The sequence below is a fragment of the Nonomuraea soli genome, assembly GCF_013761175.1.
GTDB classification, from domain to species: Bacteria; Actinomycetota; Actinomycetes; order Streptosporangiales; family Streptosporangiaceae; genus Nonomuraea; species Nonomuraea soli.
In genome coordinates this window covers 826,325-851,648 of record NZ_JACDUR010000005.1, presented here as the reverse complement: position 1 = coordinate 851,648, position 25,324 = coordinate 826,325, and the positions used below count along the sequence as shown (strand labels likewise).

General features: G+C 71.0%; 23 protein-coding genes. 14 read left to right on the top strand and 9 right to left on the bottom strand.

Annotated elements, in window-relative coordinates:
- The first annotated feature begins 1 nt into the window (after position 1).
- Positions 2-379, top strand: coding sequence for a VOC family protein (locus HNR30_RS27170; RefSeq protein WP_181612831.1), 378 nt, complete (start codon positions 2-4; stop codon positions 377-379).
- On the opposite strand, the gene HNR30_RS27165 is transcribed toward HNR30_RS27170, so the two are convergent.
- On the bottom strand, positions 355-819 hold the full coding sequence (locus HNR30_RS27165) for a GNAT family N-acetyltransferase (protein WP_181612830.1): 465 nt from the start codon (positions 817-819) through the stop codon (positions 355-357). The genes HNR30_RS27170 and HNR30_RS27165 overlap by 25 nt on opposite strands.
- A 118-nt stretch (positions 820-937) precedes the next feature.
- On the opposite strand from HNR30_RS27165, the gene gatC reads away from it, so the two are divergent.
- From gatC to gatB, 3 genes are read left to right on the top strand one after another with little or no spacing between them, the layout of a single operon-like run.
- Positions 938-1,237 (top strand): Asp-tRNA(Asn)/Glu-tRNA(Gln) amidotransferase subunit GatC, encoded by a 300-nt coding sequence (gene gatC, locus HNR30_RS27160; RefSeq protein WP_181612829.1) that lies wholly within the window; start codon positions 938-940, stop codon positions 1,235-1,237.
- Positions 1,234-2,724, top strand: coding sequence for an Asp-tRNA(Asn)/Glu-tRNA(Gln) amidotransferase subunit GatA (gene gatA, locus HNR30_RS27155; protein WP_181612828.1), 1,491 nt, complete (start codon positions 1,234-1,236; stop codon positions 2,722-2,724). The genes gatC and gatA overlap by 4 nt, the downstream gene beginning before the upstream one ends.
- Positions 2,721-4,202, top strand: a complete 1,482-nt coding sequence (gatB, locus tag HNR30_RS27150) for an Asp-tRNA(Asn)/Glu-tRNA(Gln) amidotransferase subunit GatB (RefSeq protein ID WP_181612827.1) — start codon at positions 2,721-2,723, stop codon at positions 4,200-4,202. The genes gatA and gatB overlap by 4 nt, the downstream gene beginning before the upstream one ends.
- Before the next feature lie 433 nt (positions 4,203-4,635).
- Here gatB and HNR30_RS27145 read toward each other — a convergent pair whose 3' ends face one another.
- Positions 4,636-4,935 carry a hypothetical protein gene (locus tag HNR30_RS27145; protein WP_181612826.1) on the bottom strand — a complete coding sequence of 100 codons (300 nt, stop codon included), beginning with the start codon at positions 4,933-4,935 and terminating at the stop codon, positions 4,636-4,638.
- Positions 4,936-5,037: 102 nt separating this feature from the next.
- A complete protein-coding gene (locus tag HNR30_RS50295; protein WP_181612825.1) occupies positions 5,038-6,438 on the bottom strand; it encodes an ATP-binding protein in 1,401 nt (466 codons plus the stop codon).
- Between the two features lie 165 nt (positions 6,439-6,603).
- Between HNR30_RS50295 and HNR30_RS27135 the strand changes: the two genes are divergently transcribed.
- The 3 genes from HNR30_RS27135 (at position 6,604) to HNR30_RS27125 (ending at position 9,876) form a co-directional block, all read left to right on the top strand.
- A complete protein-coding gene (locus tag HNR30_RS27135; RefSeq protein WP_181612824.1) occupies positions 6,604-7,413 on the top strand; it encodes a methyltransferase domain-containing protein in 810 nt (269 codons plus the stop codon).
- A 354-nt stretch (positions 7,414-7,767) separates the two neighbouring features.
- Entirely contained in the window at positions 7,768-8,421 is a 654-nt protein-coding gene (locus HNR30_RS27130) for a hypothetical protein (protein ID WP_181612823.1), read from the top strand.
- A 243-nt stretch (positions 8,422-8,664) separates the two neighbouring features.
- The gene (locus tag HNR30_RS27125) at positions 8,665-9,876 is read left to right on the top strand and encodes an ROK family transcriptional regulator (protein ID WP_181612822.1); all 1,212 of its coding nucleotides are present in this window, start codon (positions 8,665-8,667) and stop codon (positions 9,874-9,876) included.
- 45 nt (positions 9,877-9,921) lie between these two features.
- Here the strand turns inward: HNR30_RS27125 and HNR30_RS27120 are convergent, their stop codons facing one another.
- On the bottom strand, positions 9,922-10,833 hold the full coding sequence (locus tag HNR30_RS27120; protein ID WP_181612821.1) for a LysR family transcriptional regulator: 912 nt from the start codon (positions 10,831-10,833) through the stop codon (positions 9,922-9,924).
- A gap of 80 nt (positions 10,834-10,913) precedes the next feature.
- Between HNR30_RS27120 and HNR30_RS27115 the strand changes: the two genes are divergently transcribed.
- Positions 10,914-11,567 carry a dihydrofolate reductase family protein gene (locus HNR30_RS27115; protein WP_181612820.1) on the top strand — a complete coding sequence of 218 codons (654 nt, stop codon included), beginning with the start codon at positions 10,914-10,916 and terminating at the stop codon, positions 11,565-11,567.
- 35 nt (positions 11,568-11,602) lie between these two features.
- On the top strand, positions 11,603-12,271 hold the full coding sequence (locus HNR30_RS27110) for a hypothetical protein (protein WP_181612819.1): 669 nt from the start codon (positions 11,603-11,605) through the stop codon (positions 12,269-12,271).
- On the opposite strand, the gene HNR30_RS27105 is transcribed toward HNR30_RS27110, so the two are convergent.
- The 4 genes from HNR30_RS27105 to HNR30_RS27090 all read right to left on the bottom strand — a co-directional run bounded on the left by HNR30_RS27105 (position 12,255) and on the right by HNR30_RS27090 (position 15,874).
- Entirely contained in the window at positions 12,255-12,821 is a 567-nt protein-coding gene (locus HNR30_RS27105; protein WP_181612818.1) for a histidine phosphatase family protein, read from the bottom strand. The genes HNR30_RS27110 and HNR30_RS27105 overlap by 17 nt on opposite strands.
- A 91-nt stretch (positions 12,822-12,912) precedes the next feature.
- Positions 12,913-14,427: a tripartite tricarboxylate transporter permease gene (locus HNR30_RS27100; RefSeq protein WP_181612817.1), complete on the bottom strand. Its 1,515-nt coding sequence runs from the start codon at positions 14,425-14,427 to the stop codon at positions 12,913-12,915.
- On the bottom strand, positions 14,424-14,906 hold the full coding sequence (locus HNR30_RS27095) for a tripartite tricarboxylate transporter TctB family protein (protein WP_181612816.1): 483 nt from the start codon (positions 14,904-14,906) through the stop codon (positions 14,424-14,426). Before HNR30_RS27095 ends, HNR30_RS27100 begins: the two co-directional genes overlap by 4 nt.
- Complete coding sequence (locus HNR30_RS27090; RefSeq protein WP_181612815.1) at positions 14,906-15,874, bottom strand: Bug family tripartite tricarboxylate transporter substrate binding protein; 969 nt, start codon at positions 15,872-15,874, stop codon at positions 14,906-14,908. Before HNR30_RS27090 ends, HNR30_RS27095 begins: the two co-directional genes overlap by 1 nt.
- A 135-nt stretch (positions 15,875-16,009) precedes the next feature.
- On the opposite strand from HNR30_RS27090, the gene HNR30_RS27085 reads away from it, so the two are divergent.
- From HNR30_RS27085 to HNR30_RS27075, 3 genes are all read left to right on the top strand, one after another.
- On the top strand, positions 16,010-17,536 hold the full coding sequence (locus tag HNR30_RS27085) for an ATP-binding protein (protein WP_181612814.1): 1,527 nt from the start codon (positions 16,010-16,012) through the stop codon (positions 17,534-17,536).
- Positions 17,533-18,189 carry a response regulator gene (locus HNR30_RS27080; RefSeq protein WP_181612813.1) on the top strand — a complete coding sequence of 219 codons (657 nt, stop codon included), beginning with the start codon at positions 17,533-17,535 and terminating at the stop codon, positions 18,187-18,189. The genes HNR30_RS27085 and HNR30_RS27080 overlap by 4 nt, the downstream gene beginning before the upstream one ends.
- A gap of 91 nt (positions 18,190-18,280) precedes the next feature.
- Positions 18,281-20,254: a VanW family protein gene (locus tag HNR30_RS27075; RefSeq protein ID WP_181612812.1), complete on the top strand. Its 1,974-nt coding sequence runs from the start codon at positions 18,281-18,283 to the stop codon at positions 20,252-20,254.
- On the opposite strand, the gene HNR30_RS27070 is transcribed toward HNR30_RS27075, so the two are convergent.
- Complete coding sequence (locus HNR30_RS27070; protein ID WP_312894660.1) at positions 20,244-21,287, bottom strand: PQQ-dependent sugar dehydrogenase; 1,044 nt, start codon at positions 21,285-21,287, stop codon at positions 20,244-20,246. The two genes, HNR30_RS27075 and HNR30_RS27070, sit on opposite strands and share 11 nt — an antisense overlap.
- Positions 21,288-21,305: 18 nt before the next feature.
- Between HNR30_RS27070 and HNR30_RS27065 the strand changes: the two genes are divergently transcribed.
- Positions 21,306-22,199, top strand: coding sequence for a 2-hydroxyacid dehydrogenase (locus tag HNR30_RS27065; RefSeq protein ID WP_181612810.1), 894 nt, complete (start codon positions 21,306-21,308; stop codon positions 22,197-22,199).
- Between the two features lie 218 nt (positions 22,200-22,417).
- Complete coding sequence (locus HNR30_RS27060; protein WP_181612809.1) at positions 22,418-25,036, top strand: putative bifunctional diguanylate cyclase/phosphodiesterase; 2,619 nt, start codon at positions 22,418-22,420, stop codon at positions 25,034-25,036.
- The last annotated feature ends 288 nt before the right edge of the window (positions 25,037-25,324 follow it).

Genomic DNA, 25,324 nt, shown 5'->3' with positions numbered 1-25,324 from the left:
CATGACGAGCCGTATCGCGCAGTGGACCCTCGACGTCGCCGACAGCGGGAAGATGGCCGCCTTCTCGTCGGCCGCACTCGGCTACCGGATCGAACACGGTGGTGAGGGGCCGCACCTGTGGCCGCCCGACGACGCGCCGCCGGAGACGCCCACGGTCTGGCTCCAGCCCACCCACGAGTCCAAACGCGGCAAGAACCGCAGCCATCCCGACCTCTACGTGCTCGACGGCGGTGATGTGGAGGCCGAGGTCGAGCGGCTGATCGCGCTCGGGGCCACGCGGGCCGACGTCGGGCAGACGGGTGACGAGGGCTTCGTGGTCATGGCCGACCCCGAGGGCAACGAGTTCTGCCTGCTCTACAGGAAGAACGCCTGGGGATAGCTCGCCTCACCCACGATCTCTCGAAATTTTACGACCTGGAAGGCCTCCTCCGGCCATCCGTAGCTTTGGGTGATCTTGGGATCGGGGGCGAACCCGAAACGCCCGTAGTAGGCGGGATCGCCCAGCACCACCACGGCGGGCGCTCCCAGCGCGCGGGCCCTGGCCAGGCCCTGCCGTACCAGCTCCCCGCCGACGCCCTTGCCCTGCACGCCCGGCCGTACGGCCAGCGGAGCCAGGGCGAGCGCCCGGTGCTCGCCGACCGGCAGCCAGGTGAACAGCACGTGGCCCACGATCTCCCCGTCGACGGTCGCGACCAGCGAGAAGGCCTTGTCCGGGTCCAGCCTGGCGAGCAGGTCGGCCTCGTCCGGACGCTCGAAGGCCTCGGCCTCCACCTGCCAGACCGCCTCGCGGTCCTCCAGGAGCTCGTCGCGGATTTCCACCGTGTTAACGGTTCGGTCGCTCTCCGTCATGCCCTCTAGGATGACAGGTGACCGTGTGACCGAGCTTGTCGAGGTCACAAACAAGCCCCGCCCAACCACGAAACGGGTTCACCGACTCATGTCCGCCATAACCCGCGACGAGGTCGCCCACCTGGCCAAGCTGTCCAGATTGGCGCTCACGGACGACGAACTCGGCCATTTCGCCACCCAGCTCGATGTGATCATCGGGTCGGTCGCGAAGGTCGCCGAGATCGCCGCCGAGGATGTGCCGCCGTCGTCGCACGCGCTGCCCCTGACCAACGTCTTCCGCGCCGACGAGGTGCGACAGTCCCTCACGCCCCAGCAGGCGCTCTCCGGCGCGCCCGCCGTCGAGGACGACCGCTTCCGGGTGCCGCGCATCCTCGGGGAGGAGGCATGAGCTTGATCCACAAGACCGCCGCCGAGCTGGGCGCGCTGGTCGCCTCCGGCGAGGTCTCCGCCGTCGAGGTCGCCACCGCCCACCTCGACCGCATCGAGGCCACCGAGCCCAAGCTCCACGCCTTCCTGCACGTCGACCGTGAGGTGACGCTGTCGCAGGCCCGCGAGGTCGACTCGCGCATCGCCTCGGGCGAGCAGCTCGGGCCGCTGGCCGGCGTGCCGATCGCGCACAAGGACATCTTCGCCACGCGCGACATGCCCACCACCGCCGCCTCGAAGATCCTCGAAGGCTGGCGCCCGCCGTACGACGCCACCGTCACCGCGCGCCTGCGCGCGGCCGGCCTGGTCATCCTGGGCAAGACGAACCTCGACGAGTTCGCCATGGGCTCCTCCACGGAGAACTCCGCGTACGGCGTCACGCGCAACCCGTGGGACCTGTCGCGCATCCCCGGCGGTTCCTCCGGCGGCTCCTCCGCCGCGGTCTCCGGCTACCAGGCGCCGCTGTCGACCGGCACCGACACGGGCGGCTCGATCCGCCAGCCCGCCGCCGTCACCGGCATCGTGGGCATGAAGCCGACCTACGGCGGCTCCTCGCGCTACGGCCTCATCGCCTTCGCCTCCTCGCTCGACACCCCCGGGCCCTTCGCCCGCAACGTCCACGACGCCGCGCTGCTCCACGAGGCCTTCTCCGGCTACGACCCGATGGACTCCACCTCCATCGACGCCCCCGTGCCCTCCGTGGTCGCCGCGGCCCAGGCCGGCGACATCTCGGGCATGCGGGTCGGCATCGTGCGCGAGTTCGCCGGCGACGGCTACCAGCCCGGCGTGATCGCCCGCTTCAACGACGCCGTCAAGATGCTCGAGTCGCTGGGCGCCGAGATCGTCGAGGTCTCCTGCCCGTCCTTCGACACCGCGCTCCCGGCCTACTACCTGATCGCGCCGTCCGAGTGCTCCTCGAACCTGGCCAGGTTCGACGCCATGCGCTACGGCCTGCGCGTCGGCGACGACGGCACCCACAGCGCCGAGGAGGTCATGGCGCTCACCCGCGCCGCCGGCTTCGGGCCCGAGGTCAAGCGGCGCATCATGCTCGGCACCTACGCGCTGTCGTCGGGCTACTACGACGCCTACTACGGCCAGGCCCAGAAGGTCCGCACCCTCATCGCGCGCGACTTCGAGGCCGCCTTCGGCCAGGTCGACGTGCTCATCTCGCCGACCACGCCGACCACCGCCTTCCCGATCGGCGAGCGCGCCGACGACCCGATGGCGATGTACCTCGCCGACCTGTGCACCATTCCGTCCAACCTGGCGGGCAACGCGGCGATCTCCATCCCGTGCGGCCTGGCCGACGAGGACAACCTGCCGGTCGGCCTGCAGATCATGGCTCCGGTGCTCGGTGACGACCGCTGCTACCGCGTCGGCGCCGTGCTGGAGAAGGCTTTCGAGGCCCGCTGGGGCGGCCCGCTGCTCAAGGAGGCTCCCGCGCTATGAGCGTGATCGCTTTTGACAAGGCGCTTGAGCGCTTCGAGCCCGTCCTGGGCCTGGAGACCCACGTCGAGCTCGGCACCGCGTCGAAGATGTTCTGCGGCTGCGCGACCGGCTTCGGCGCCGAGCCCAACACCCAGGTCTGCCCGACCTGCCTGGCCTTCCCCGGCTCGCTGCCGGTGGCCAACGAGGCCGCCATCGAGGCGACCATCCGCATCGGCCTGGCGCTGAACTGCTCCATCGCCGAATGGTGCCGCTTCGCCCGGAAGAACTACTTCTATCCGGACATGCCGAAGAACTACCAGATCTCGCAGTACGACGAGCCGCTGTGCTTCGACGGCTACCTCGACGTCGAAGTGGGCGGCCAGACCTACCGCGTCGAGATCGAGCGCGTGCACCTCGAAGAGGACACCGGCAAGTCCACCCACGTGGGCGGCGCCACCGGCCGCATCCACGGCGCCGACTACTCCATCGTCGACTACAACCGCGCGGGCATCCCGCTGGTCGAGATCGTCACCAAGCCCATCACCGGCACCGGCGCGATGGCCCCCGAGGTCGCCCGCGCCTACGGCGTCGAACTTCGCGAGATCATGCGCTCGCTCGGCGTCTCCGACGTGCGCATGGACCAGGGCTCGATGCGCTTCGACGTCAACGTCTCGCTCAACGAGCCCGGCGCGCCCTGGGGCACCCGCACCGAGACCAAGAACGTCAACTCCTTCCGCTCGGTCGAGCGCTCCGTACGCGGCGAGATCGAGCGCCAGGCCTTCCTGCTGACCTCCGGCGAGAAGATCATCCAGGAGACCAGGCACTTCCACGAGGACACCGGCACCACCACCTCCGGCCGCTCCAAGGAAGAAGCGCAGGACTACCGCTACTTCCCCGACCCCGACCTGGTGCCCATCGCCCCCGACCCCACCTGGGTCGCCACCCTCCGCGACACCCTGCCCGAGCTGCCGAGCGTCAAGCGCAAGCGCCTGCAGTCGGAGTGGAGCGTCAGCGACCACGACATGGAGTCCATGTACAACGCGGGCGCCATCGACCTCGTCGAGGCGACCATCGCCGCCGGCGCCCCGGCCGCCGACGCGCGCAAGTGGTGGATGGGCGAGCTGGCCCGCCGCGCCAACGAGTCGGGCACCGCACTCGCCGACCTGCCCATCACCCCGGGCGACGTGGCACGCGTCTCCGAGCTGGTCGCCTCCGGATCGCTGAACGACAAGCTGGCCCGGGCCGCCCTCGAAGGCATCCTCGCCGGCGAGGGCTCGGCGGACGAGGTCATCGCCAAGCGCGGGCTGCAGATCGCCGACGAAGGGGAACTGCTGGCGATCATCGACCAGGTGCTCGCCGACAACACCGACGCGGCCGAGAAGGTGCGCAGCGGGAAGGTCGCGGCGGTCGGGGCGCTCGTGGGCGCGGTGATGAAGGCCTCCCGGGGCAAGGCCGACGCCGGGCGGGCTCGGGAGATCATCCTGGAGAAGCTCTCCTAGGCTTGGGCCTCGCCGGTCGGGCGCCTTCGGCGCGTCGGGCTCGGGCTGTGTCCAGTGGGGGTGGTCCTTCGGCCCACCCCCACACCCCCGAGGTCGATGGCCTGGGGGCCATCGACACCCCGCTCGTGGTTCCCGAGGCTGCCCCCTTCCACGGCTTGGGCCTCGCCGGTCGGGCGCCTTCGGCGCGTCGGGCTCGGGCAGTGTCCAGTGGGGGTGGTCCTACGGCCCACCCCCACACCCCCGAGGTCGATGGCCTGGGGGCCATCGACAACCCGTCCGGGGTGCTCGGGCGTGCGGGCCCGTCCGTCGAGGGGTGGTTGGCCCGGTTGGGAAGTAGGCGCGATGGGTGCAGGCTGGCCCCAAGCCCAATCTCACGGAGCTGCGCCGCCGACTCCGAGGGCCCCTCCAACGCACGCTTCGAAGCGTCTACCGGTCAGACGGGATCGGTGAACGAGATCGGCTTGCCCGTGGCGCGGGCGTATGCGATCTCCCTGCTCGTGGACTCGCCGACATACCCGCCGGGGTTGACGACCAGGACCCGGTCAGCCAGGTCGATCTTGCGCAGGTGGAGGGCATCCAGCGCGGCCTTCTGCTCGCTGGTGATCGGCTCGTCCGCTTCGCCCGGCGCGACGACGATGACTCCGGCGAAGGTCAGATCACGGTTCGCCGCACGCATCTCGTCCACGAATCGGGTAGAGCCGCAGATGCAGACGATCTCAGGTCGATCAGGCACGGCTCAGTCCTTTGGTCGAACGGGGAACGAGCCAGCAGTTTAGGCAACGAGACGGCAGCGCCGTCCCAGGGCGGAAGGTGCCTGGGAGCGCAACAGCGCAACCTAGCGCTCCCACGCCCGCAGCAGTTCCTCGGCTCCGTAGACGACGTCCAGGCCGTCACAGGAGAACCCCCCACGCGACACTCCCATGAGAGGCACCGCCTGATCGGTCAACGCCGCCCGATGTGCCGCGAGTGCGGCGAAGTCATGGCGGTCGAAGGCGCTCTCCAGCCACTTGATCGACCCGACGAACGTCAGCTCCTTCGCGATGGGCCCGCGATCGGCGCCCACGATGTCGATCTCCACCTCGTTGCTCCGCGTCCAGTACGAGCCGACGACACCGGCATCGGGAGCCAGGCGCGCCACGGCCTCCCTGATCAACGGTTCGACCGCTCGGCCACGCCAACTGCTCCACTGGGAGGCGATGCGCCGGAGCGTCAGGTCTCCGCGTCGGCGCTCGATCTCGGCCAGGTGCGGCCGGAGGAAGTGCAGCCAGAAGCGCAGGTAGGCATCGGTGATCCGGTAACGGCGTTCTTTGGAGGGCCGCAGGGAGACGGGGAGGTCCGCTGAGACGATGCCCTTGGCGGTCAGTACGGCGGTCGCGCGGGTGAGGGTGCTGTGAGCGATTCCTCCGGACGCTCTGGCGATGTTGACGAAGGATCGTTCTCCCGCGCCGATCGCGTGCAGCACCTCCCGTGCCTGCGCCTCCGGTGGGAACTCCGCCGACAGTGACAGTTCGGCGGAGACCCGGAGGGCGGAGATGGGGTCCGTCAGCGAGTCGTGGAGGAACTCCCACAGGCCCTGACCTCTGCGCCATTCGCCGCAGATCAGCGGTAGGCCACCCGTCACCAGGGCGGCGTCGAATGCCTCCGCTGCTCCCAGGCCGAGCATGTGCTGGATCTCGGCCGGGTTGAGCGGTCCCACCACCATCTGCGTGCCCCGCTGGTGGAAGGGGCGTTCGTAGCTGTTCAGCGCCTCCATCATGGACAGGTCCGAGCCGATCAGCAGGAGCAGGACGGGCTTGCGTGACAGCGCCCGGTCCCAGGCTCGCTGGAGCACCCCTTCGAAGGCGTCGACGCGTTCCATCAGGTACGGGATCTCGTCCATGACCACGATGGAGGGCCTGTCGTCGGGCAGCGCCGACGCGAGGTGCTGGAGGGCCCCGGACCAGCTGGCGGGGGCGACCTGCGTGAACGCCTCGCGCTCCGGCAGGTCGGAGGCGGCCACGGCCTCCAGCAGCTGTGACAGTTCCGCTTCCGGCGACTCGCGTGCGGAGGTGTAGAAGAGCGACGGGACGCCGCTTCGTCTGATGAATTCCTCGGCGAGGGCGGACTTGCCGATGCGGCGGCGGCCGCGCATGAGCAGGCAACGTCCGGGGCGGGCCGTGCCGATGCCGGCCGCCACTCGTTCAAGGAGGCCGGTGAGGGCGCTGAGCTCGTGTGCTCTACCGACGAAGTCGCTCACTTGGGCTCCCTTGAGATAGTTCCAACAGCGATACTATCTCGCTTGGAAGTCTATGCTCCCGGCAGTCGGGCCCCGCAAACCGCGCTGTGCGTAGGAATACGTGGAACCCGACCGCCTCCCCGCCTACCGTCGGCTCCGGCCGAGGGGCCCAGAGGAGGCAGGGAAATGACGACAAGCAAGCGGGCCTACGTCCTGGGCCACGACGACCCCGAGCTCGACCGCCTGGAACACCAGGCGCGCATGCTCGCCCCCGCCACCGGGGCCATCCTCGGCCTGGCCGGGTTGCGGCCCGGTATGCGGGTGCTCGACCTCGGCACGGGCGCGGGCGACGTGGCGCTGACCGCCGCCGAGATCGTCGGCGAGAGCGGCCAGGTCGTGGGCGTGGACCTGGAGGACAGGGCGCTGGCGCTGGCCAGGCGCAGGGCGGCCGAGCGGGGGCTCGGCAACACGACGTTCGAGCGGGGCGACGTGCGCGAGTGGAGCGGCGGGCGGTTCGACGCGGTGGTCGGCAGGCTCATCCTCCTGTACTGCGCGGACGCGCCCGCCGTCATCGAGCACCACCTGCGGGCGCTGGCGCCCGGTGGGATCTACGTCGCCATGGAGTACGACATGGTGGCCGCCCGCGCGGAGCCGGCCATCCCGCTGGTGGGTACGGCACTGGCCTGGATGGTGGAGGCGTTCCGTCGCGGAGGCATGGACCCGGCGCTGGGCACCCGCCTCGACAGGGTGCTGCGGAAGGCCGGGCTCGACCCCGAGATCCTGGGCCTGCAGGTCTACGTCTCGCCCGAGGACGGCGCGCGATCGCTCGCCGGGATCGTCTCGGCGCTGATGCCGTTGATCGAGAAGACGGGCGTGGCCTCGGCCGCCGAGGTGGACCTGGACACGCTGCCGGGCCGCATCGAGGCCGCCATGCGCGAGGTCGACGCCGTCACCGTCTTCCCGACGCTCGTCGGCGCGTGGGCCAGGCTGACCTGACGTCGCCTCGCGACGGGCGGCACAGGCCCTGCCGGCCGGGGGGACGGAGACCACTCCCGACGACGTGTGGAGCGTCCTGATCCTGGGCGGGGGCGTTCCCTGGCAAGGTTCGGTCGGCGCGTCGAATTCCTGCGGAGCGGCGGTTATCGTGCCCTTGGGGGCTCGCCGTACAGACAAGGACTCGGCCACAAGGACGACGACTGGGGCGACATCGACAGCGTTCTGTCGGACACCCAGAGGGGAGTCCTCCATCAGGACGCCACCCCGACCGCGGCACTGAGCACGGCCGCGTTATCCCGGCCGGGTCCGTCACCCGAGCCGGAGGCACCGCCGATCGTGCACTCGTACAAACAGGTGACCAAGCTGCTCGGGCCGGAGCAAACCGCGATGGGGAACAGCGGGCCATGGACCGAGTTCAGGGTGTCGTTTCGCGAGATCGAGGGGAAAGGCTCCTTGGCCTGGTGGCGCACGGTCGGCTCTGTCGCCCAGGTGTTCGCGAGCTTCGGCCGCGCCGGCGACCGCGAGACCATGCTCAGCCTGCTAGTGGACATGTTCGTCGATGCCGGATACCGATACCTCGTGCCACAGGAGCCGGACGAGCTGGACACCTGGGGGCCGCATCTGAAGGAGGTGTACATCGAGTTGTGTGGGCTGTCGTCAAGGCGCGACCGCCAGGGCCAGCACAGCTCGGCGGAAAAGCGGGTCACCGTCGGCCCGGAGAAGACGCTCACCGTCGCCTTCAAGCTGGGCAACCTGGACCCGGATACCGAGAAGTACCTGGACACCCTCAAGCTGAAGGTCTCCAAGTTCGCCTGGCCGGACTACGCGGCCTACCGTGGGGCCGAGGCCATCGGGCCGCCGATGAACGCGAAGGTGAAGCTGCGGAACCCCGGTACGGCGTACTTCACCTCCGACGTCTACAGTCAGCCGGGCGCTGACATACCCGGCGTTCTGCAGGTCGATGACTCGGAGTGGGTCAGGCACGTGCTCTCGAAGTGGCAGGGTTGACCTCCAGGCACTGCCCGCTGTGCTTCACGATGAGCCGGGCATAGCCGTTCCGCAGGTCGACGACGGCCCACGCGCGGTCGGCCGCGCTGCCCATGCTCACCCCAGGCACATGCCGCTGTGTCTGTTCTGGAGATGCTTGTAGCCGAGGGCGATGAGCGGCGGGCCCTCGGGCGGCCCTGCCTGAGTACCCCCTACGGCAAAGCCGCCTCGCGTCCTGGCGCGTGACTGGCATACCGTGGACGCGTGAGGACGGGCGGAGCCACACGCACCCAGGAGCAACTACGGCGGCGCAACCTCGGCGAGGTGCTGCGCAGGGTGCACGAAGGCGGCCCGCTGTCCCGCGCCGCGCTGAGCACCCGCATGGGGCTCAACCGCAGCACGATCATGGACCTGACCGCCGAGCTCGTCTCGGCGGGCCTGGTGCGTGAGGCGGTGCCCACCGACTGGGGGCGCGCCGGCCGCCCGTCGATCATGGTGATGCCCGAGCCGGAGAAGTTGTACGGCTTGGCGTTCGATGTGGCTGTCGACCGCCTGGTGGCGGCCAGGGTGGGCCTGGGCGGGACGATCCTGGCCCGGCGTGAGTCCGTGCGGACCAGGGCGGGCGTGGACCTCCAGGACGTGGTCGGCGTGCTGGCCGCGTTCGGCCGCGAGCTGGTCGCCGAGGCCGGTTCCGGCACGACGTGCGTCGGCGTGGGCGCCTCCTACTGCGGCCTGATCAGGCGGGCAGACGGCATGGTCAGGTACGGCCCGCAGCTGGGCTGGGTCGACCAGGCCTTCGGCTCCGAGCTGGCAGCCGAGCTGGGCCTGGGCCTGACCGTGTCGGTGGGCAACGAGGCGCATCTGGGAGCGGTCGCCGAGCACGTCAGGGGCGCGGGTGCGACGGTCGACAACCTCATCTACCTGCACGGCGACGTCGGCGTGGGCGGCGGCATCATCGCGGGCGGCAAGCTGCTCGACGGCGACGGCGGGTACGGCTGCGAGCTGGGCCACATGGTCGTCAACCCGGTGCGGGGGCGGCCGTGCCTGTGCGGCTCGCGCGGCTGCCTGGAGGCCGAGGTGGGGGAGGAGGCGCTGCTCGACTACGCGGGCCGCGCCGGGGAGCTGGTCGGGCGCGACGGCATCAGGGCGGTGGTCGCCCTGGCGGGGGCCGGTGACGAGCCGGCCCGGGCCGCTCTGGCGCGGATCGGGGACTGGCTGGGGGTGGGCGTGGTCAACCTGATCAACCTCTTCAACCCCGCGCTGGTGATCTTCGGCGGTATGTTGCGTGATCTGTATCCGGGGGTGGCGCCGCAGGTGCAGGCCAGGATCGACGCCCACGTGCTGCCCGTGGCGCGGGAGAGGGTGATGCTGGCCGTATCGGGGCTGGGCGACGACACGACGCTCGCGGGCGCGGCCGAGCTGGCTTTCGCCGAGCTGCTGGCCAACCCACTCGACCACATGGCCGCCCGGCGCTGACCCACAGAAAACCGCCCGGCGCTGACCCACAGAGAACCGCACGGCTCAGACCTCGCCCAGCGGCCCGAGGTCCCTGACCACGCGGGCCAGGGCGCGGATGGCCGCCGACTCGGCGGCGCTGCGCCAGACGAGCCCCCACCGCACCACCGACGGGTCGGAGACCGGCAGGTAGGCGATGTCCGGCCGGGAGTGGAAACGCGCGGCGTGCGCGGTGAGCGGCTGGACGGCCTGACCCGTGCCCACCAGCGTGAAGATGTCCTCCAGCGTCGCGACGGTGGAGACGCTGCGCTCCACGGCCCTGCCACGGGGCGTGTAGAACGGCGTGAGCGAGTCCTCCCAGTAGGCCGGGATGTTGCGCCGGCCGTCCAGCCGCCCGTCGAGCACGGGAAAGTCCCCCAGTACCTCCATGGAGACCGGGCCGCCGCGGCGGGTGAGTTCGTGGTCGGGGGAGGCCAGGATCACGCGGGGTTCGGCGAACAGGACCGGCCCGACGGTGAGGTCGGGCTCCTCCACGGGCAGCCAGGCGACCAGGACGTCGATCTCGCCTGCGCGCAGGGCGGCGAAGGCGTCGATGAACGGGTTGTGCCGGATCTGCAGCCGCCATCGCGGGTGACGTGAACGGAAGGCCTCCCAGTACGGGCGCAAATCGTAGGAGTTGCTGGGCAGCATGCCGACACGCAGGACGCTCTCGCTGTCGCGGCCCGCGGCGACGGCCTCGGCGATCACCTGCCTGGTGAGGTCGTAGGCGGGGCGCAGGCCGGCGTGGAGCTGCTCGCCCACGGCGGTCAGGCGCACCCGCCGCGTGGTGCGCTCGAACAGCGCGGTGCCGATGAGGCGCTCCAGCTTCTTGATCGTCTGGCTGACCCGAGCCGTGGACACCCTCAGGCGCTCGGCGGCCCGCCCGAAGTGCAGTTCCTCGGCGACCGCGAGGAAGATCTCGATGTCCCGCTGCTCCAATGGACTGTTAACTCCAGAAGTGGTCACTGTTGCGACTTTTGCTGTTTTTCTCCTCCAGTCTGCCTGGCAGCGTGAACCCCATGGAAATCAGTGTTCACACGTTCGTCAGCCTTGACGGGGTCATGCAGGGTCCGGGGGGACTCGAGGAGGACCGCAGCAACGGGTTCGACCGGGGTGGCTGGCTCGTGCCGCACAGCATGGAGGGGCAGCTCGACCCGATCGGCGAGTGGTTCGGCCGCGCCGAGGCCATCCTCCTGGGGCGCACCACCTTCGAGATGATGCGCGGCTACTGGTCGCAGGTCACCGACCCGGACAACATCGTGGCCACGGCACTCAACACGTGGAAGAAGTACGTCGTCAGCGACAGCCTGGCCGACGCCGACGCGGCCTGGGGCGACACGACGGTGCTCCGCGGCGACGCCATCGAGCAGGTGCGCAAGCTCAAGGAGCAGCCGGGCGGCGAGCTGCAGGTGCACGGAAGCTGGCGGCTCGTGCGCAGCCTGCACGACGCCGGGCTCGTCGACGTCTACCGGTTGATCCAGGTGCCCGTCGTCGTGGGCGAGGGCAAGCGGCTGTTCGCCGAGGGCGCGGTGCCGGCCACCTACCGGATCACCGAGTCCCAGGTGCTGGCGGGGGGATCGGGCGCGATCTCCCTCACCCTGCGCCAGGCCGGGTTCGGCTCCACGGGAGTCGGGGAGTTCGTGGTCGAGGACGGGCAGGAGGGCGTTCGATAAGCGATTGAAAGCGGCACCGCGCATCATGCCGCCTCATGAGCGATGTGATCCCGGTTGCCGCGGTCGGCCTCCTCGCCGCGTCGCTGCTCCTGCGCATGACCACCGAGCTGCGGCGCCACAGGTCATGGGAGGACCTGCCGCTGCTGCGGCAGTCCATGGCGGAGGTCGACGTCGAGGGCACCGAGGTGGAGGTGGTCAACAAGCCGGTGAAGGCCGCCTTCGTCTGGCTGCCGCTGCTGATGCTCCTGGTGGTGACCGTCCTGATCGTCTTCCAGGACGCCAGGACGGCCACCTGGGGCAGACTGCCGTTCGACGTGCTGGTCCTGCTCGGGCTCGGGTACGGCACGGCCCGCAAGGTGTCGCCCGGCCCGGTCCTGGTGATGAACTCCGCGGGCGTCGTCTTCCCCCGGCATGGCGTGAGCCTGACCTGGGGCCAGGTGAAGGAGGTGCGCCTCGTGGAGGTGGCCAGGCACCAGCGGGCGCTGAACGGCGACGAGAGCGTGGTCGCCTTCCTGCCGAGGGACACCCAGGCGGTCACCCGGCGGATGCGCGGCCTGACCCGCCTGGCCGCGGTGACGGCCAGGAACGCCTACGGCTCGCCGCTGGCGATCCTGGTCGCCCCGCTGGATCTCGGCGCGGAGGAGATCGCGGTCGTGGCGGAGAAGTACGCGGGCCGTACGAACCTGGTCACGGACGCACGCTGAACCCGGTCCACCGCAGCTCGGCCGGCAGGTGGCTCATGTCGTTGAACAGCATCAGCGACGGCGGGCGGTCCGGCGCGTAGAGGATGACGGTGAGCGCGGCGTTGCAGGCGTTGACGGTCAGCCAGCGCCAGCCGGGCGCGCCGAGCGCGTGCCGGACGAGCCAGCCCACGAGGAAGTTGTGGGTGACGACCAGCTCGCGGCGCGGCTCGTCGCCCTCGGCGGGGCCGGTGAACAGCGCTTCCGCCTGCGCGGCGAGGTCGCGGCGCTCGGGGAAGCGGGCGGCGAAGTCGGCGAGGTGCGGCGGGGCCTCGCCGGGTGACGGCTGGTAGGGGACGTAGTCGCCCGCGGCCTCGTGCGCGGTGCCGGACGCGGTGATCAGCGCGCAGGTCTCGGCGGCCCGCAGGACGGGGCTGTGGTGCACGGCGTCGAAGGTCACCTCGCCCAGCCGCTCGCCGAGCAGGGCCGCCTGGCGCCTGCCGGTGGGGGTGAGGGGGCCGTCGGGGAAGGCCTCGCCGTGCCGTACCAGATAGAGAAATCTTGGTGAAGTCACTTAACAAAGCATAAGGCCCCGCCGGTGGACAGGGCCGGCGGGACCTTCACGCTCCCAAGAACCACGGGGATGATGCCCCGGGAAAGGGCTGTTACTCCGACTGTGACGGGGCCGTTACCGCTTCGGTGCGCCGCCGTGCCCACAGCTTGCGCAGCAGCGGCGTGAACAGGGCCAGCAACGACAGGGCCAGCAGCACCACGGCCACCGGGCTGCCCACCAGGACGCCGATGTCGCCCGCGCCGATGGCCAGCGCGCGGCGCAGCTGGATCTCCGCCATCGGGCCGAGGATCATGCCGATCACGGCGGGGGCGATCGGCAGGCCGAACCTGCGCATGGCGAAGCCCAGCAGGCCGAGCAGGAACAGCACGACCAGGTCCACCACGGAGGCGTTCAGCGCGTAGACGCCCAGCGCGGCGAAGACCACGATGCCGGCGTAGAGGTAGGGCCTGGGGACGTGCAGCACCTTGGCCCACAGCGGAGCCAGCGGCAGGTTGAGCACCAGCAGCATGACGTTGCCGACGAACAGCGAAGCGATCATGCCCCACACCAGGGCCGGGCTGTGGTCGAACAGCTGCGGCCCAGGCTGCAGGCCGTACTGCTGGAAGGCGGCGAGCAGGATCGCGGCGGTGGCCGAGGTCGGCAGGCCCAGCGTGAGCAGCGGGACCAGGGTCCCGGCCGCCGAGGCGTTGTTGGCGGCCTCGGGGCCCGCCACGCCCTCGATCGCGCCCTTGCCGAACTCGTCGCCCTTGGCGAGCTTCTTCTCGGCCGCGTACGACAGGAAGGTGGGGATCTCCGCTCCGCCGCCGGGCAGCGCGCCGAAGGGGAAGCCCAGCGCGGTGCCGCGCAGCCACGGCTTCCACGAACGCGCCCAGTCGCGCCTGCCGAGGAAGGCCCTGCCCACCGGGATGACGTCCGGCGGCGCGTGCCTCATCCGCGAGGCGACGTACAACGCCTCGCCCAGCGCGAACAGGCCGACGGCGACGACCACGACCTCGATGCCGCCGAGCAGCTGCGGCAGGCCCAGGGTGAGCCGGGCCTGGCCGGTCTGCTCGTCGATGCCGACCAGGCCGATGACCAGCCCGAACCCGAGCGAGGCCAGGCCCCGCACGACGCTGCGCGACATCACCGAGGAGACCGCGGTGAAGGCCAGGATCGCCAGGGCGAAGTAGTCCTCGGCGCCGAAGGAGATCGCGAAGTCGACCACCAGGGGAGCGGCCACGACCAGCATCGCCGTCGCCAGGGTGCCCGCCACGAAGGAGCCGATGGCCGCGGTGGCCAGCGCCTGGGCGGCGCGGCCGCGGCGGGCCATCTTGTTGCCCTCCAGCGCGGTGATCATGCTGGACGACTCGCCCGGGGTGTTGAGCAGGATCGAGGTGGTCGAGCCGCCGTACATGCCGCCGTAGTAGATGCCGGCGAACATGATGAACGCGCTGGCCGGCTCCACGGTGAAGGTGATCGGCAGCAGCAGGGCCACGGTCATCGCGGGACCGATGCCGGGCAGCACGCCCACCAGCGTGCCGAGCGTCACGCCCAGCAGCGCGTACAGCAGGTTCACCCAGGTCAGGGCGGCGGCGAAGCCCTCCATGAGCAGCTGGAAGGAGTTCACAGCGGGGTCACCCCTCCGGGAAGGGTCACGCCCAGCCCCTTGACGAACAGCAGATAGGTGCCGAACCCGATGACCAGGCCCAGGATCGCGGCGCGGACCCGGTGCTCGGCACCCAGCGCGATGGCGAGCGCGGTGAACAGCAGCGACGCGGCGAGCGGCCAGCCGAGGGGCTGGACGATCGCGACGAACGCCAGGAAGATCCCGCTCATCAGCAGCACGCTGCGCCAGTCGGCGGGCGCGTCCGCGTCGACGTCCTCGCTCTCCTCGGGGTCACCCGTGCCGCCGCGCAGCACGTCGGCGATGTAGAAGACGCCGATGAGGATCATCGCGCCGCCGACCAGCATGGGGAAGAACCTCGGACCCAGCCCGAGCGTCGAGGCGGCGGTGCTGACGTCGAGGGTGCCGACGACGACGAAGACCCCGAGGAGGAGAACGGCCAGAGCCAGGATCAGCTCCGGCCGCCACCATCGACCGTTCATCAGGAGACGAGCCCCATCTCGGCGATGACGCCCTTGATGCGGGTCTGCTCGGAGGTGAGGAACTGCGCGAACTCGTCACCGGCCTGGAAGGCGTCGATCCAGCCGTTCTTGGCCAGGGCGTCCTTCCACGCCTGCGAGGCGTGCATCTTGGTCACCAGGTCGACGAGCGCCTTCTTGTCGGTGTCGGACAGCCCGGCGGGGGCGACCATGCCGCGCCAGTTGGCCAGGGCCACGTCCAGGCCGCCCTCCTTCAGGGTGGGGGCGTCAACGGACTCGACCCGCTCCGGCGCGGAGACGCCCAGCGCGCGCAGCTTGCCCGACTTGACGTGCTCGGCGAACTCGCCGATGCCCGAGACGCCGATGCTGACCTTGTTGCCGAGCAGGGCGTTGAGCGCCTCGCCGCCGCCCGAGTGGGCGATGTAGTTGACCTGCTTGGGATCGACGCCCGCGGCCTTGGCCATCAGCCCGGCCAGGATGTGGTCGGTACCGCCGGCGGAGCCGCCCGCGACGGAGACCTTGGCGGGGTCGGCCTTCCAGGCGGCCACCAGGTCGGCCAGGCTCTTCAGCGGCGACTCGGCGGGCACGACGACGATCTCGTACTCCTCGGTCAGCTTGGCGATCGGCGTCGTCTCGGCCAGCGTGACCTTGGACTTGTTCTGCTCGATCGCGCCGACCATGACCAGGCCCATGGTCATGAGCAGGTTGCCGTTGCCCTTCTCGCCGGCCAGCTGGGCCAGGCCGATGGTGCCACCTGCGCCGTTGACGTTGAAGACCTCGGTCTTGCGGCCGGGATCGACGGACTTGATGGCCTGCTCGGCCGTACGGGAGGTCTGGTCCCAGCCGCCGCCGGGGGCCGCGGGGGCCATGATGCGCAGGGAGCCGCCGCTCGCCGAGGTGCCCGTGGAACCGCCGCAGGCGGTCAGGGCCAACGCCATGGCGGCCATGGCGGCAATTTTCCGGATCTGCATAGGTTGCTCCACAGGTATCTCACAGGGGGTTGCGAAGCATCGTGAGCTGTGACTGCCCTCACGTCGATGCTTAATCCGCTTGCGGTCTTATTGGTCGTATTGGTCCCGTGACCTGCCGCTGCGACACTCGCGGACGTGAGACTTGGCACCCAGCTGTTCGCGCTGCAGACCGTGATCGTGCTGCTCACGGCAGCCGGTACGGCAGGCGTGTGGGCCCACAACACCAGGCAGCAGCTCGACCACCACTACCAGCAACGCGCCCTGGCGATCGCGCAGTCGGTGGCCGGCATGCCGGAGGTGCGCGCCGCGTTCGCCTCCGAACGCCCCGAGCTGTCGCTGCAACCCCTGGCCATGGGCGTGCAGCGCGCGGCGGGCGCCGACTACGTCGTGATCGCCAACCGCGACCAGATCCGCTACGCCCATCCCAACACCACCCTCATCGGCCGGAAGTTGTCGACCGACGGCAGCCCCGTGCTGGAGACCGGGCAGAGCTGGGTCGGCACCGAGACCGGCACCATCGGCAGGACCCTGCGCGGCAAGGCCCCGATCTTCGACGACCGCGGCGCCGTCATCGGCATGACCTCCGTCGGCGTGCTGGAGGGCAAGGTCACCGACGAGCTGCCCCGGCTCCTGCTGCCCCTGGTGTGGACCGCCGTCGCCGTGCTCATCGCGGGAGCCGCCGCGGCGGCGCTGCTGGCCGCCCGGGTGCGCAGGCAGACCTTCGGCCTGGAACCCAAGGAGATCGCCGCCCTGCTGGAGCAGCGCGAAGGCGTGCTGCACGGCGTGAAGGAGGGCGTGCTCGCCCTGGACCTCCACGGCACGGTCACCCTGGCCAACGACGCGGCGCGCGAACTGCTCGGCGACATCCCCGAGACGCTGGCCGACATGCCGCTGTCGGACCGGCTGCGCGACGTGCTCACCGGCGCCGACCCCGGCGAGGACCGCATCGTCATCCACGGTGACCGGGTCCTGGTCCTCAACCGCACCCCGGTGGAGGTGCGCGGCCAGCACCGCGGCTGGGTGGTGACCCTGCGCGACCGCACCGAGCTGATCAGGCTCTCGCGCGAGCTGGCCGAGGCCGGCAGCACCACCGGCGCGCTGCGCGCCCAGGCGCACGAGTTCGCCAACCGCATGCACACCGTCGTCGGCCTGCTGGAGCTGGGCGAGCAGGAACAGGCGATCGGCTACATCACCCAGACGACCCTGAGCCCGTACGCGATGGGCATCCGCGAGCGGGTGGGCGACGCGACGCTCGCCGCGCTGCTGCTGGCCAAGTCGGCCGAGGCCGCCGAGCGCGGCGCCACGCTGATCCTGGCCGGCGACACGAGCGTGCCGCAGCTGCCCGACTCCCACGACGCGGTGCTCGTGGTGGGCAATCTGGTGGCCAACGCTCTGGACGCGCTCGACGGAGCGCCCGGCACGATCGAGGTCTCCGTACGCGTGGATTCCCAAGGACTGCATGTGCGAGTGCGCGACACCGGCCCCGGCATCACCCCGGAACTGGTCGAAGAGGTCTTCCGCGAGGGCTTCACCACCAAGGCCGCCCGCTCGGGGCCGCGCGGCCTGGGCCTGGCCCTGACCAGGCAGGCCTGCATGCGCCGCGGCGGCTGGGTCAAGGTGCGCAACGAGGGCGGCGCGGTCTTCACGGCGCTGCTGCCATGATCAAGGTCCTCGTCGTCGACGACGACTTCATGGTCGCCCGCATCCACAGCGGCTACGTCTCCCGCGTGCCCGGCTTCCAGGTCGTCGCCACCGTGCACAACGCGGGCGACGCCCTCGCGGGGGTCGCCGAGCACCGGCCCGACCTGGTCCTGCTCGACATCTACCTGCCCGACAGGTCGGGGCTGGAGGTGCTCAAGGACCTGCACGCCGTCGACGTGCTCATGATCAGCGCGGCCCGCGACCTGCCGACCGTGCGCGAGGCGATGCGCGGCGGCGCGGTCAACTACCTGATCAAGCCGTTCACCGCCGCCGCCCTGGCCGAGCGCCTGGAGCAGTACGCCGAAGCCAGGCGGCAACTGGCCAACCTGGGCAGGGTCGTGGGCCAGGACGAGGTCGACAAGCTCTTCGGCGCGGCCAGGACACAGGCCGCCCTGCCCAAGGGGCTGTCGGCCACGACCTGCGCGCTGGTCGTGGAGGCGCTGCGGGAGGCGGGCGCCGACCTGTCGGCCGCCGAGGCGGCCGAGCTGACCGGGCTGTCGCGGGTCAGCGCCCGCCGGTATCTGGAGTACCTGTGCGAAGCCGGGCGGGCGGAACTGCGCCCCAGGTACGGCACGGCAGGACGGCCGGAACACCGCTATCGGTGGAGAGGTTAGATAATTCTCTGTGCGGATCCCGTGACAATTCCGGAAGCGCGTGCCGTACTGTTGCGGAAGGAGTGGCTGCGGAGCGGGAGGAGGTTGAGGCGTGCGTAACGCCCGGCCGATCGACTCGCCCACCGACCCGTTCAACGCGGTGCCGTTACCCGAGTCCGCCACGATCAGGAGGCCTCGCATCGAGGGCCTCCCCGCCGGCGTGCTGCCGGAGATGCTCGCCGATCCCGTGGTCGAGCAGCCGCAGGCGGTCAAGCTGCCGCCCGTGGCCCAGCCTCCCCAGCCCTGGCCGATCGCCAGGGAGCAGATCAGCGAGCCGCCACCGCCGCCCGCCCCCGTCTTCGGGCTGGCGCGCCCGCGCCCGGCCCCCGAAGCGGCCACCCGCCACGAAGGCCCGCGCAGGCGCTTCCCCTTCACCCTCATGGTCGCCGTGGCCGTGCTCCTGGCCCTGGTCTACCTCGTGCCCGCCATCCTCATGTCGGGCTCGGTGCTGCCCGGCACCGTCGTCGCGGGCGTCGACATCGGCGGGCTGACCGTCACGCAGGCGGCCGACAAGATCCGCACGGAGCTCAAGACCTCGATCGAGCGGCCGATCACCGTCGACGTCGGCGGCGAGCGCAAGACCCTGCAGCCCGAGACCGCCGGGCTGGAGTTCAACGTCGTCGCCACCATCAAGCAGGCCCAGTCCGGCTTCCCCACCCCGCTCGAGGTCTGGCGCAGCCTGACCGGCAGCACCCAGCTGCAGCCGCAGATCACCGTCAACGCCGCGCAACTGGCCAGGACCATCGAGAGCCTGGCGCAGTCGGTGGACCGCCGGCCGCGCGAGGGCCAGATCGCCTACCGCGGCCTGCGGCCGGCCCCCACGTACCCCGAGGACGGGGTGATGCTCGACCGCGACGCCGCCGGCCGGCTGCTGCAGCAGGCCTTCACCGGCTCCAGCGGCTACGTCACCCTGCCGACCCGCGTGGTGCAGCCCAGCACCACCAGGCAGCAGGTCAACGACGGCATGGCCGTCGCCAGGCGGGCCGTGTCGGCCCCGATCGTGCTCAGGCACGGCACGCGCAGCACCACGCTCACCCCCGCGATGATCGCCGGACAGCTGACCTTCGGCCCCGACGGCAAGGGCGGCTTCGGCCCGTCGTTCGACACCCGCGGCGGCTCGGTCGAAGCGGTCGACCGGGCGCTGATCAACGCCGCCCAGGCGACGGAGGACGCCACCTACGAGCTCGTCAACGGCCGCCTGGTGCCGGTGCGCGCCAAGGTCGGGCTCGGCGTCGACCTCGACAAGCTCGGCAAGGACGTGGCCGAGGTCGTCGCCGGGGGCGGCTCCAGGACCATCGAGGTCCAGCTGGCCAGGATGCGCCCGCGCATCACCGACGCCGAGCTCGCCGGCATGGGCATCGAGGAGAAGGTGGGGGAGTACACCAGCACCTTCGCCTGCTGCCTGGCCCGCGTGACCAACATCCACCGCATGGCCGAGCAGCTCGACGGCTACGTGGTCAAGCCGAACGAGACCTTCTCCGTCAACGAGGTGATCGGCGACCGCACCCCCGCGGCCGGCTACGTGCTCGCCCCGCAGTACGCCGAGGGCAAGGTGTCCAGCGCGGTGGGCGGCGGCGTCTCCCAGACCGCCACCACCCTGCTCAACGCGGCCTTCCGCGGCGGATTCGAGATCGTGGAACAGCACCCGTTCGACCTGTACATGCCGCCCTATCCGCCCGGGCTCGACACCATGCTCACCGGCGAGCTCGACCTGCGCTGGCGCAACGACTCCGACTACGGCGTGCTGATCAAGACGGACGTCAGCGAGACGTCCGTGACCGTCTCGCTGTGGAGCACCGCGCGCTACGACCGGGTCGAGGTGATCACCAGCCAGCCCCGTGACGTCGTGGCCTTCGACCGTGAGGTCGGCACCGGGACCGGTTGCGAGCCCGTCGACGGCCAGCAGGGCTTCACCGTCGACGTCGTCCGGGTCCTCCACGCCGACGGCAAGGAGGTCGGCCGCGACACGAAGCAGACCACGCAGTACCGGCCGCGCAGCCAGGTGACCTGCCCGTCTACGGAGTGAGCTCCAGAACGCGGTCGTCTCCCTGGCGGGGAGAGCCGCGGCCGTCGTGGTTGCTGGTGCCGAACCACAACGTGCCGTCCGGGGTGGCGGCCACCGCCCGCAGCCTGCCGTACTGCCCGTCGAAGCGGGCGACGGGCTCGCCCGCCGTACCGTCGTCGGACAGCGGGATCTGCCACAACTTCTGGCCGCGCAGGCCCGCCATCCACAACGAGCCCCCGGCGAAGGCCAGGCCGGACGGCGAGGCCTGGTCGGTGGACCAGGTGGCGATCGGGTTCTTGTAGGCGGGGTTGTCGCCCTGGCCCTCGACCTCGGGCCAGCCGTAGTTGGCGCCCGGCTCGATCAGGTTGACCTCGTCGAAGGCGTTGGCGCCGAACTCCGAGGCGTACAGCCTGCCCTTGGAGTCCCAGGCCAGGCCCTGCACGTTGCGGTGGCCGTAGCTGTAGACCAGGGTGCCGAACGGGTTGCCGGGCGCCGGCTTGCCGTCGAGCGTCATGCGCAGGATCTTGCCGCCGAGCGAGTCGCGTTCCTGCGCCTGCGGCCGCTCGCCCGCGTCGCCCGTGCTGGCGTACAGGAAGCCGTCGGGGCCGACGCCCAGGCCGCCGCCGTTGTGGATGCCGGCCTTGGGGATGCCCTCGACCAGCACCGTCGGGTTCTTCAGCCCGTCGAGCTCGTATCGTACGATCCGGTTGTCCTGCGCGGCGGTGAAGTAGACGAAGACGTGCGGCTCCTTGACCGCCACGCCCATCAGGCCGCCCTCTCCGCCCGGCTCCACTCCCGCGATCGTGCCCAGCTCGCTCACCTGGCCGCCCTTGAGTGACAGCAGCCTGGCCGAGTCGCGCTCGGTGACGAGCGCGCTGCCGTCGGCGGCGAAGGCGATGTCCCAGGGGACGGCCAGGCCGGTGGCCACCTCGGCGGAGTCGCCCGGGGGAGCGGCGGTCACCGTGGCGACCGGGGTGACTCCCGGGGTGACTCCCGTGGCCGACGAGCAGCCCGTCAGGAGCAGCGCTGCTGCGGTAATCCAGAGACGCTTCATGCCGTCCATACTTGTCCCATGCTGATCTGGGTTCCCTCCGACGCCGTCGCCGAAGTGCTTTCCGATCTGCCGCGTGTCGAGTGCGTGGTCGAGCAGCCCGAGCGGCTCGAGGAGGTCGAGGTGTGGATTCCTCCTCTCATCACCCTGCCCGACATTCCCGGTCTGCTGGCGAAAATGACGGGGCTGAAGTTGTTGCAGACCGTCACGGCGGGGGTGGAGCCCTATCTACCCCACCTTCCGGCGGGAGTCACGTTGTGCAACGCGCGTGGCGTGCACGACGCGGGAACGGCGGAGTGGGCCGTGGGCGCGATGATCGCGGTGCTGAGGGAGTTCCCCGGCTTCGTCGACGCCCAGCGGCGCACCGAGTGGAGCTACCACCACACCGGCGTGCTGGCCGACTCGACCGTGCTGATCGTGGGCTACGGCTCCATCGGCGCCGCCGTCGAGCGGCGGCTGGAGGGGTTCGAGGTCGAGATCCTGCGGGTGGCGCGCACGCCGAGGGAGGGCGTGCACGGGCTGGAGGCGCTGCCCGAGCTGCTGCCCAGAGCCGACGTGGTGGTGCTGCTGGTGCCCGCGACCTCGACGACGGCAGGCATGGTCGACGCCGCGTTCCTGGAGCGGATGAAGGACGGCGCGGTGCTGGTCAACGCCGCGCGCGGCAGCGTGGTCGAGACCGGCGCCCTGGTGGCCGAGGTGAGCTCGGGGCGTCTGCGCGCGGCGCTCGACGTGACCGACCCCGAGCCGCTGCCCGAGGGGCATCCGCTGTGGAACGCGCCCGGCGTGCTGATCACCCCGCACGTCGCGGGAAGCACCCCCGCCTCCGGGCGCCGCACGCTCAGGCTGATGCGCTCCCAGTTGCTCAGGTATCTGGCCGGTGAACCGCTCAACAACGTCATCACCGAGACCTATTAATAATCCCGAACGTGGCTGGCCCGTGACCTTCGGTGCGTACGGTTGGACCTCTACCAAGAGTTCTTGACTCGGAGTCAAGTCCACATCTTGGGACAAGTGGTCTGTGTGGTTATCAGATCGGTGACGACATCGGCGTTGTCACCACCCGCGCGCCCGGAACCGCACACACTGGCGATGGAAACTGTCGTCGATCGCACACGGAATGGGCTACGACATTGATGCGCTGGCGTGACCCACGAGCGCCCCTGGCAGCAGCCGGGGCGATCGGTGCGCTGGGGTTCGTGGTCGCCCTGCTGACCGGGGCGCCCGCCCTGGCGGCCGGGGCCGTCGCGGGGCTGGTGTGCGCGCTCGGCGCCGCCTTCTCCCTCCTGATCTCCGCGCGCTCGCTCGCGGCCCACCCGTCGGCGGCGCCGGCCGCCCGCTGGCTGGGGTCGGGGGCGGTGGTCTGGAGCGCGGGAGTCGCCGTCCGCGCGGTGGCGGCGGAGTCCGGCCTGGCGGTCAGTTTCTCCGACCTGCTGGTCCTGGTCGGCACGGCGATGCTGGCCAACGGCGCGGTGATGGCGGCCACGCGCGGCCCGGCCGCGCGGGCGATTCTGCACCGCCTGGTCGACGCCTACGTCGCCACGGCCGCGATCTTCGTCGTGGCGTGGGTCGCGGTGCTGCATCCGCTGCAGCATCCCGGCTTCGCCTTCGTCCTGCTCTCCCCCATGATCAGCCTGCTGGTCACCTGCACCGTCCTGCCGGTCGTGCTCACCGGGCGTGCCACCTCGTGGCAGCTCGGCCTGGGCGGCGTCGGCGTGCTGGCCACCACGACGTTCGCCGAGGCCGCCGTCGGCCTGGCCAGGCTCACCGGCGGCTCGCCCCCGGCCTGGAGCCTGCTCCTGGCACCCGTCGCCTTCCTGCTGCTCGGCGCGCTCCCGTGGACCGTTCTCAACGACTCCGCCGACGAGGAGCGCGAGCCCGTCAGCCCGATGCTCGGCCACCTGCTCAAGACCGGGCCGCTCATCCTGGTGGTCGTGGCCACCGGAGCGCTTCTGCTGCACCTGGCCCGCTGGGGCGGGCGGCCGCCGGTCTCGCCCGTGGTGGTGCTGGCCGCCTCCGTCGTGCTGATCCTCGCGGTGCGCCTCGTCGTGCTCATCATGAGCAACGCCCGCATGCGCCGCCTGGTCGCGCTGGGCGACCGGCAACTGCGCGAGCTGGCCGAGAGCACCGGCGACGTGGTCCTGCTGTGTGACTACGAGGGTGTGGTGCGCGAGATCGGCGTCGGCGTGGAGGTCACCTACGGCTACCGTCCCGACGAGGTGACCGGCCGCTCGATCTTCGACTTCATCCACCCGGAGGACGTCCCGGCCATCCAGGCCTCGCTGCGCTCGATGGGCCTCGACGCGGAAGACGGCGACGAGCCGGGCGCCTGCCTGATCGCCTGCCGGGTGCGCGGCTCCGACGGCACCTGGCGGCCGACCGAGTCGGTGGCCACCCGCCACGTCGGCGGCGAGGAGCTCCTGCTGGTCACCACGCGCGACATCAGCGAGCAGGAGGCGCTGCGCAGCCAGGTGGCCCACCTGACCTTCCACGACGGCGTCACCGGCCTGCCCAACCGCGCCTACTTCTCCGAGCGTGCCCGCGAGGTCACCGGCAGCCGCACCGCCAAAGCGGTGATCTTCCTCGACCTCGACGGCTTCACCGCGGTCAACGACTCCGTCGGCCACGCCAGCGGTGACTACCTCCTCAGCCAGGCCGCCCGGCGCCTGCGCGGCGCCGTACGCCGCGACGACACGCTGGCCCGCTGGGGCGGCGACGAGTTCGCCGTACTGGTCGAGACCGAGGCGCAGTCCGCCGTCGACCTGGCCGAGCGGCTGGTGCGCGCGGTCTCCCAGGAGCCCTTCCGTGTGGCCGAGCGCGACATCGCGCTGACCGCCAGCGTTGGCGTGGCCTTCGCCGAGGAGGGTGTTTCCTCAGGCGACCTGCTGCGCAACGCCGACGTGGCGATGGCCAGGGCCAAGGAGCTCGGCGGGCGCCGCGTCGAGGTCTTCGCCGCCCACATGCACGCCGACGTGGTCCGCCGCCTCGAACTCGCCGCCGACCTGCAGCGGGCGCTGCTCGACAACCAGTTCGCGATCGAGTATCAGCCGGTGGTCGACCTGGCCACCTCGCGGGTGACCGCGGTCGAGGCGCTGGTGCGCTGGTGGCGCGGCTCGGTCTTCATCCCGCCCGACCAGTTCCTGGGCGCGGCCGAGGCCACCGGCCTGATCGTGCCGCTGAGCGAGTGGATCCTGCGCGAGGCCTGCCGCGAGGTGGCCGCCTGGCGCGCCTCCTCCTGGGACATCGGCCTGTCGCTGAACCTGTCGGCCAGGCAGATCACCGCGCCGCACTTCGTCGAGACCGTCGAGCAGGCGCTGGCCGAGAGCGGGCTGCCCGCCTCCGCGCTGACCCTCGAAGTGATCGAGGAGATGCTGGTCGAAGACGCGGAGGAGACCATCAGCAGGCTGTCGGAGCTGAGGTCGCTGGGCGTACGGCTGGCCATCGACGACTTCGGCACCGGCTACGCCTCGCTGGCGTTCCTGAGGCAGCTGCCCGTCGACATGATCAAGATCGACCCGTCGTTCGTCTCCGGCCTGGGCCGCGACGACACCCTGACCCTGCTCACCCGCACGATCGTGCGGCTGGGCCACGACCTCGGGCTCATCGTGGTCGCCGAGGGCATCGAGCGGCCCGAGCAGCTGGAGCTCCTGCGCGAGATGGGCTGCACGCGCGGCCAGGGTTTCCTGGTGGCCCGCCCGATGGCCGCGCGAGGCGTCGACTCGCTGATGCGCACCAGCCTCCAGTCGATCATCTGACCGGTTCGGCGATCACGGCCGGCGGGGCTGGGCTGGAGGAGGGCCGGTTCCGCCTGGCCGGCGCCAGGACGCCGGCCGTACGGAGGCCGAAGGAGGTGGAGGCGGTGGCGCACGCTCTACGCGGAGGTCTCGGATGGTGAGACATCTGTCCATCAGATTGACACTTCGGGGCGATGACCAGCTATGGTGGGTCCATGCTTCGCAGTGGGATTCTCGTAGTACTTCGCCGGCGCGCAGGCCGATAGCGAAGCACTCCGACCTGCGCGCCGCCCCGCTCCACCCGCACGG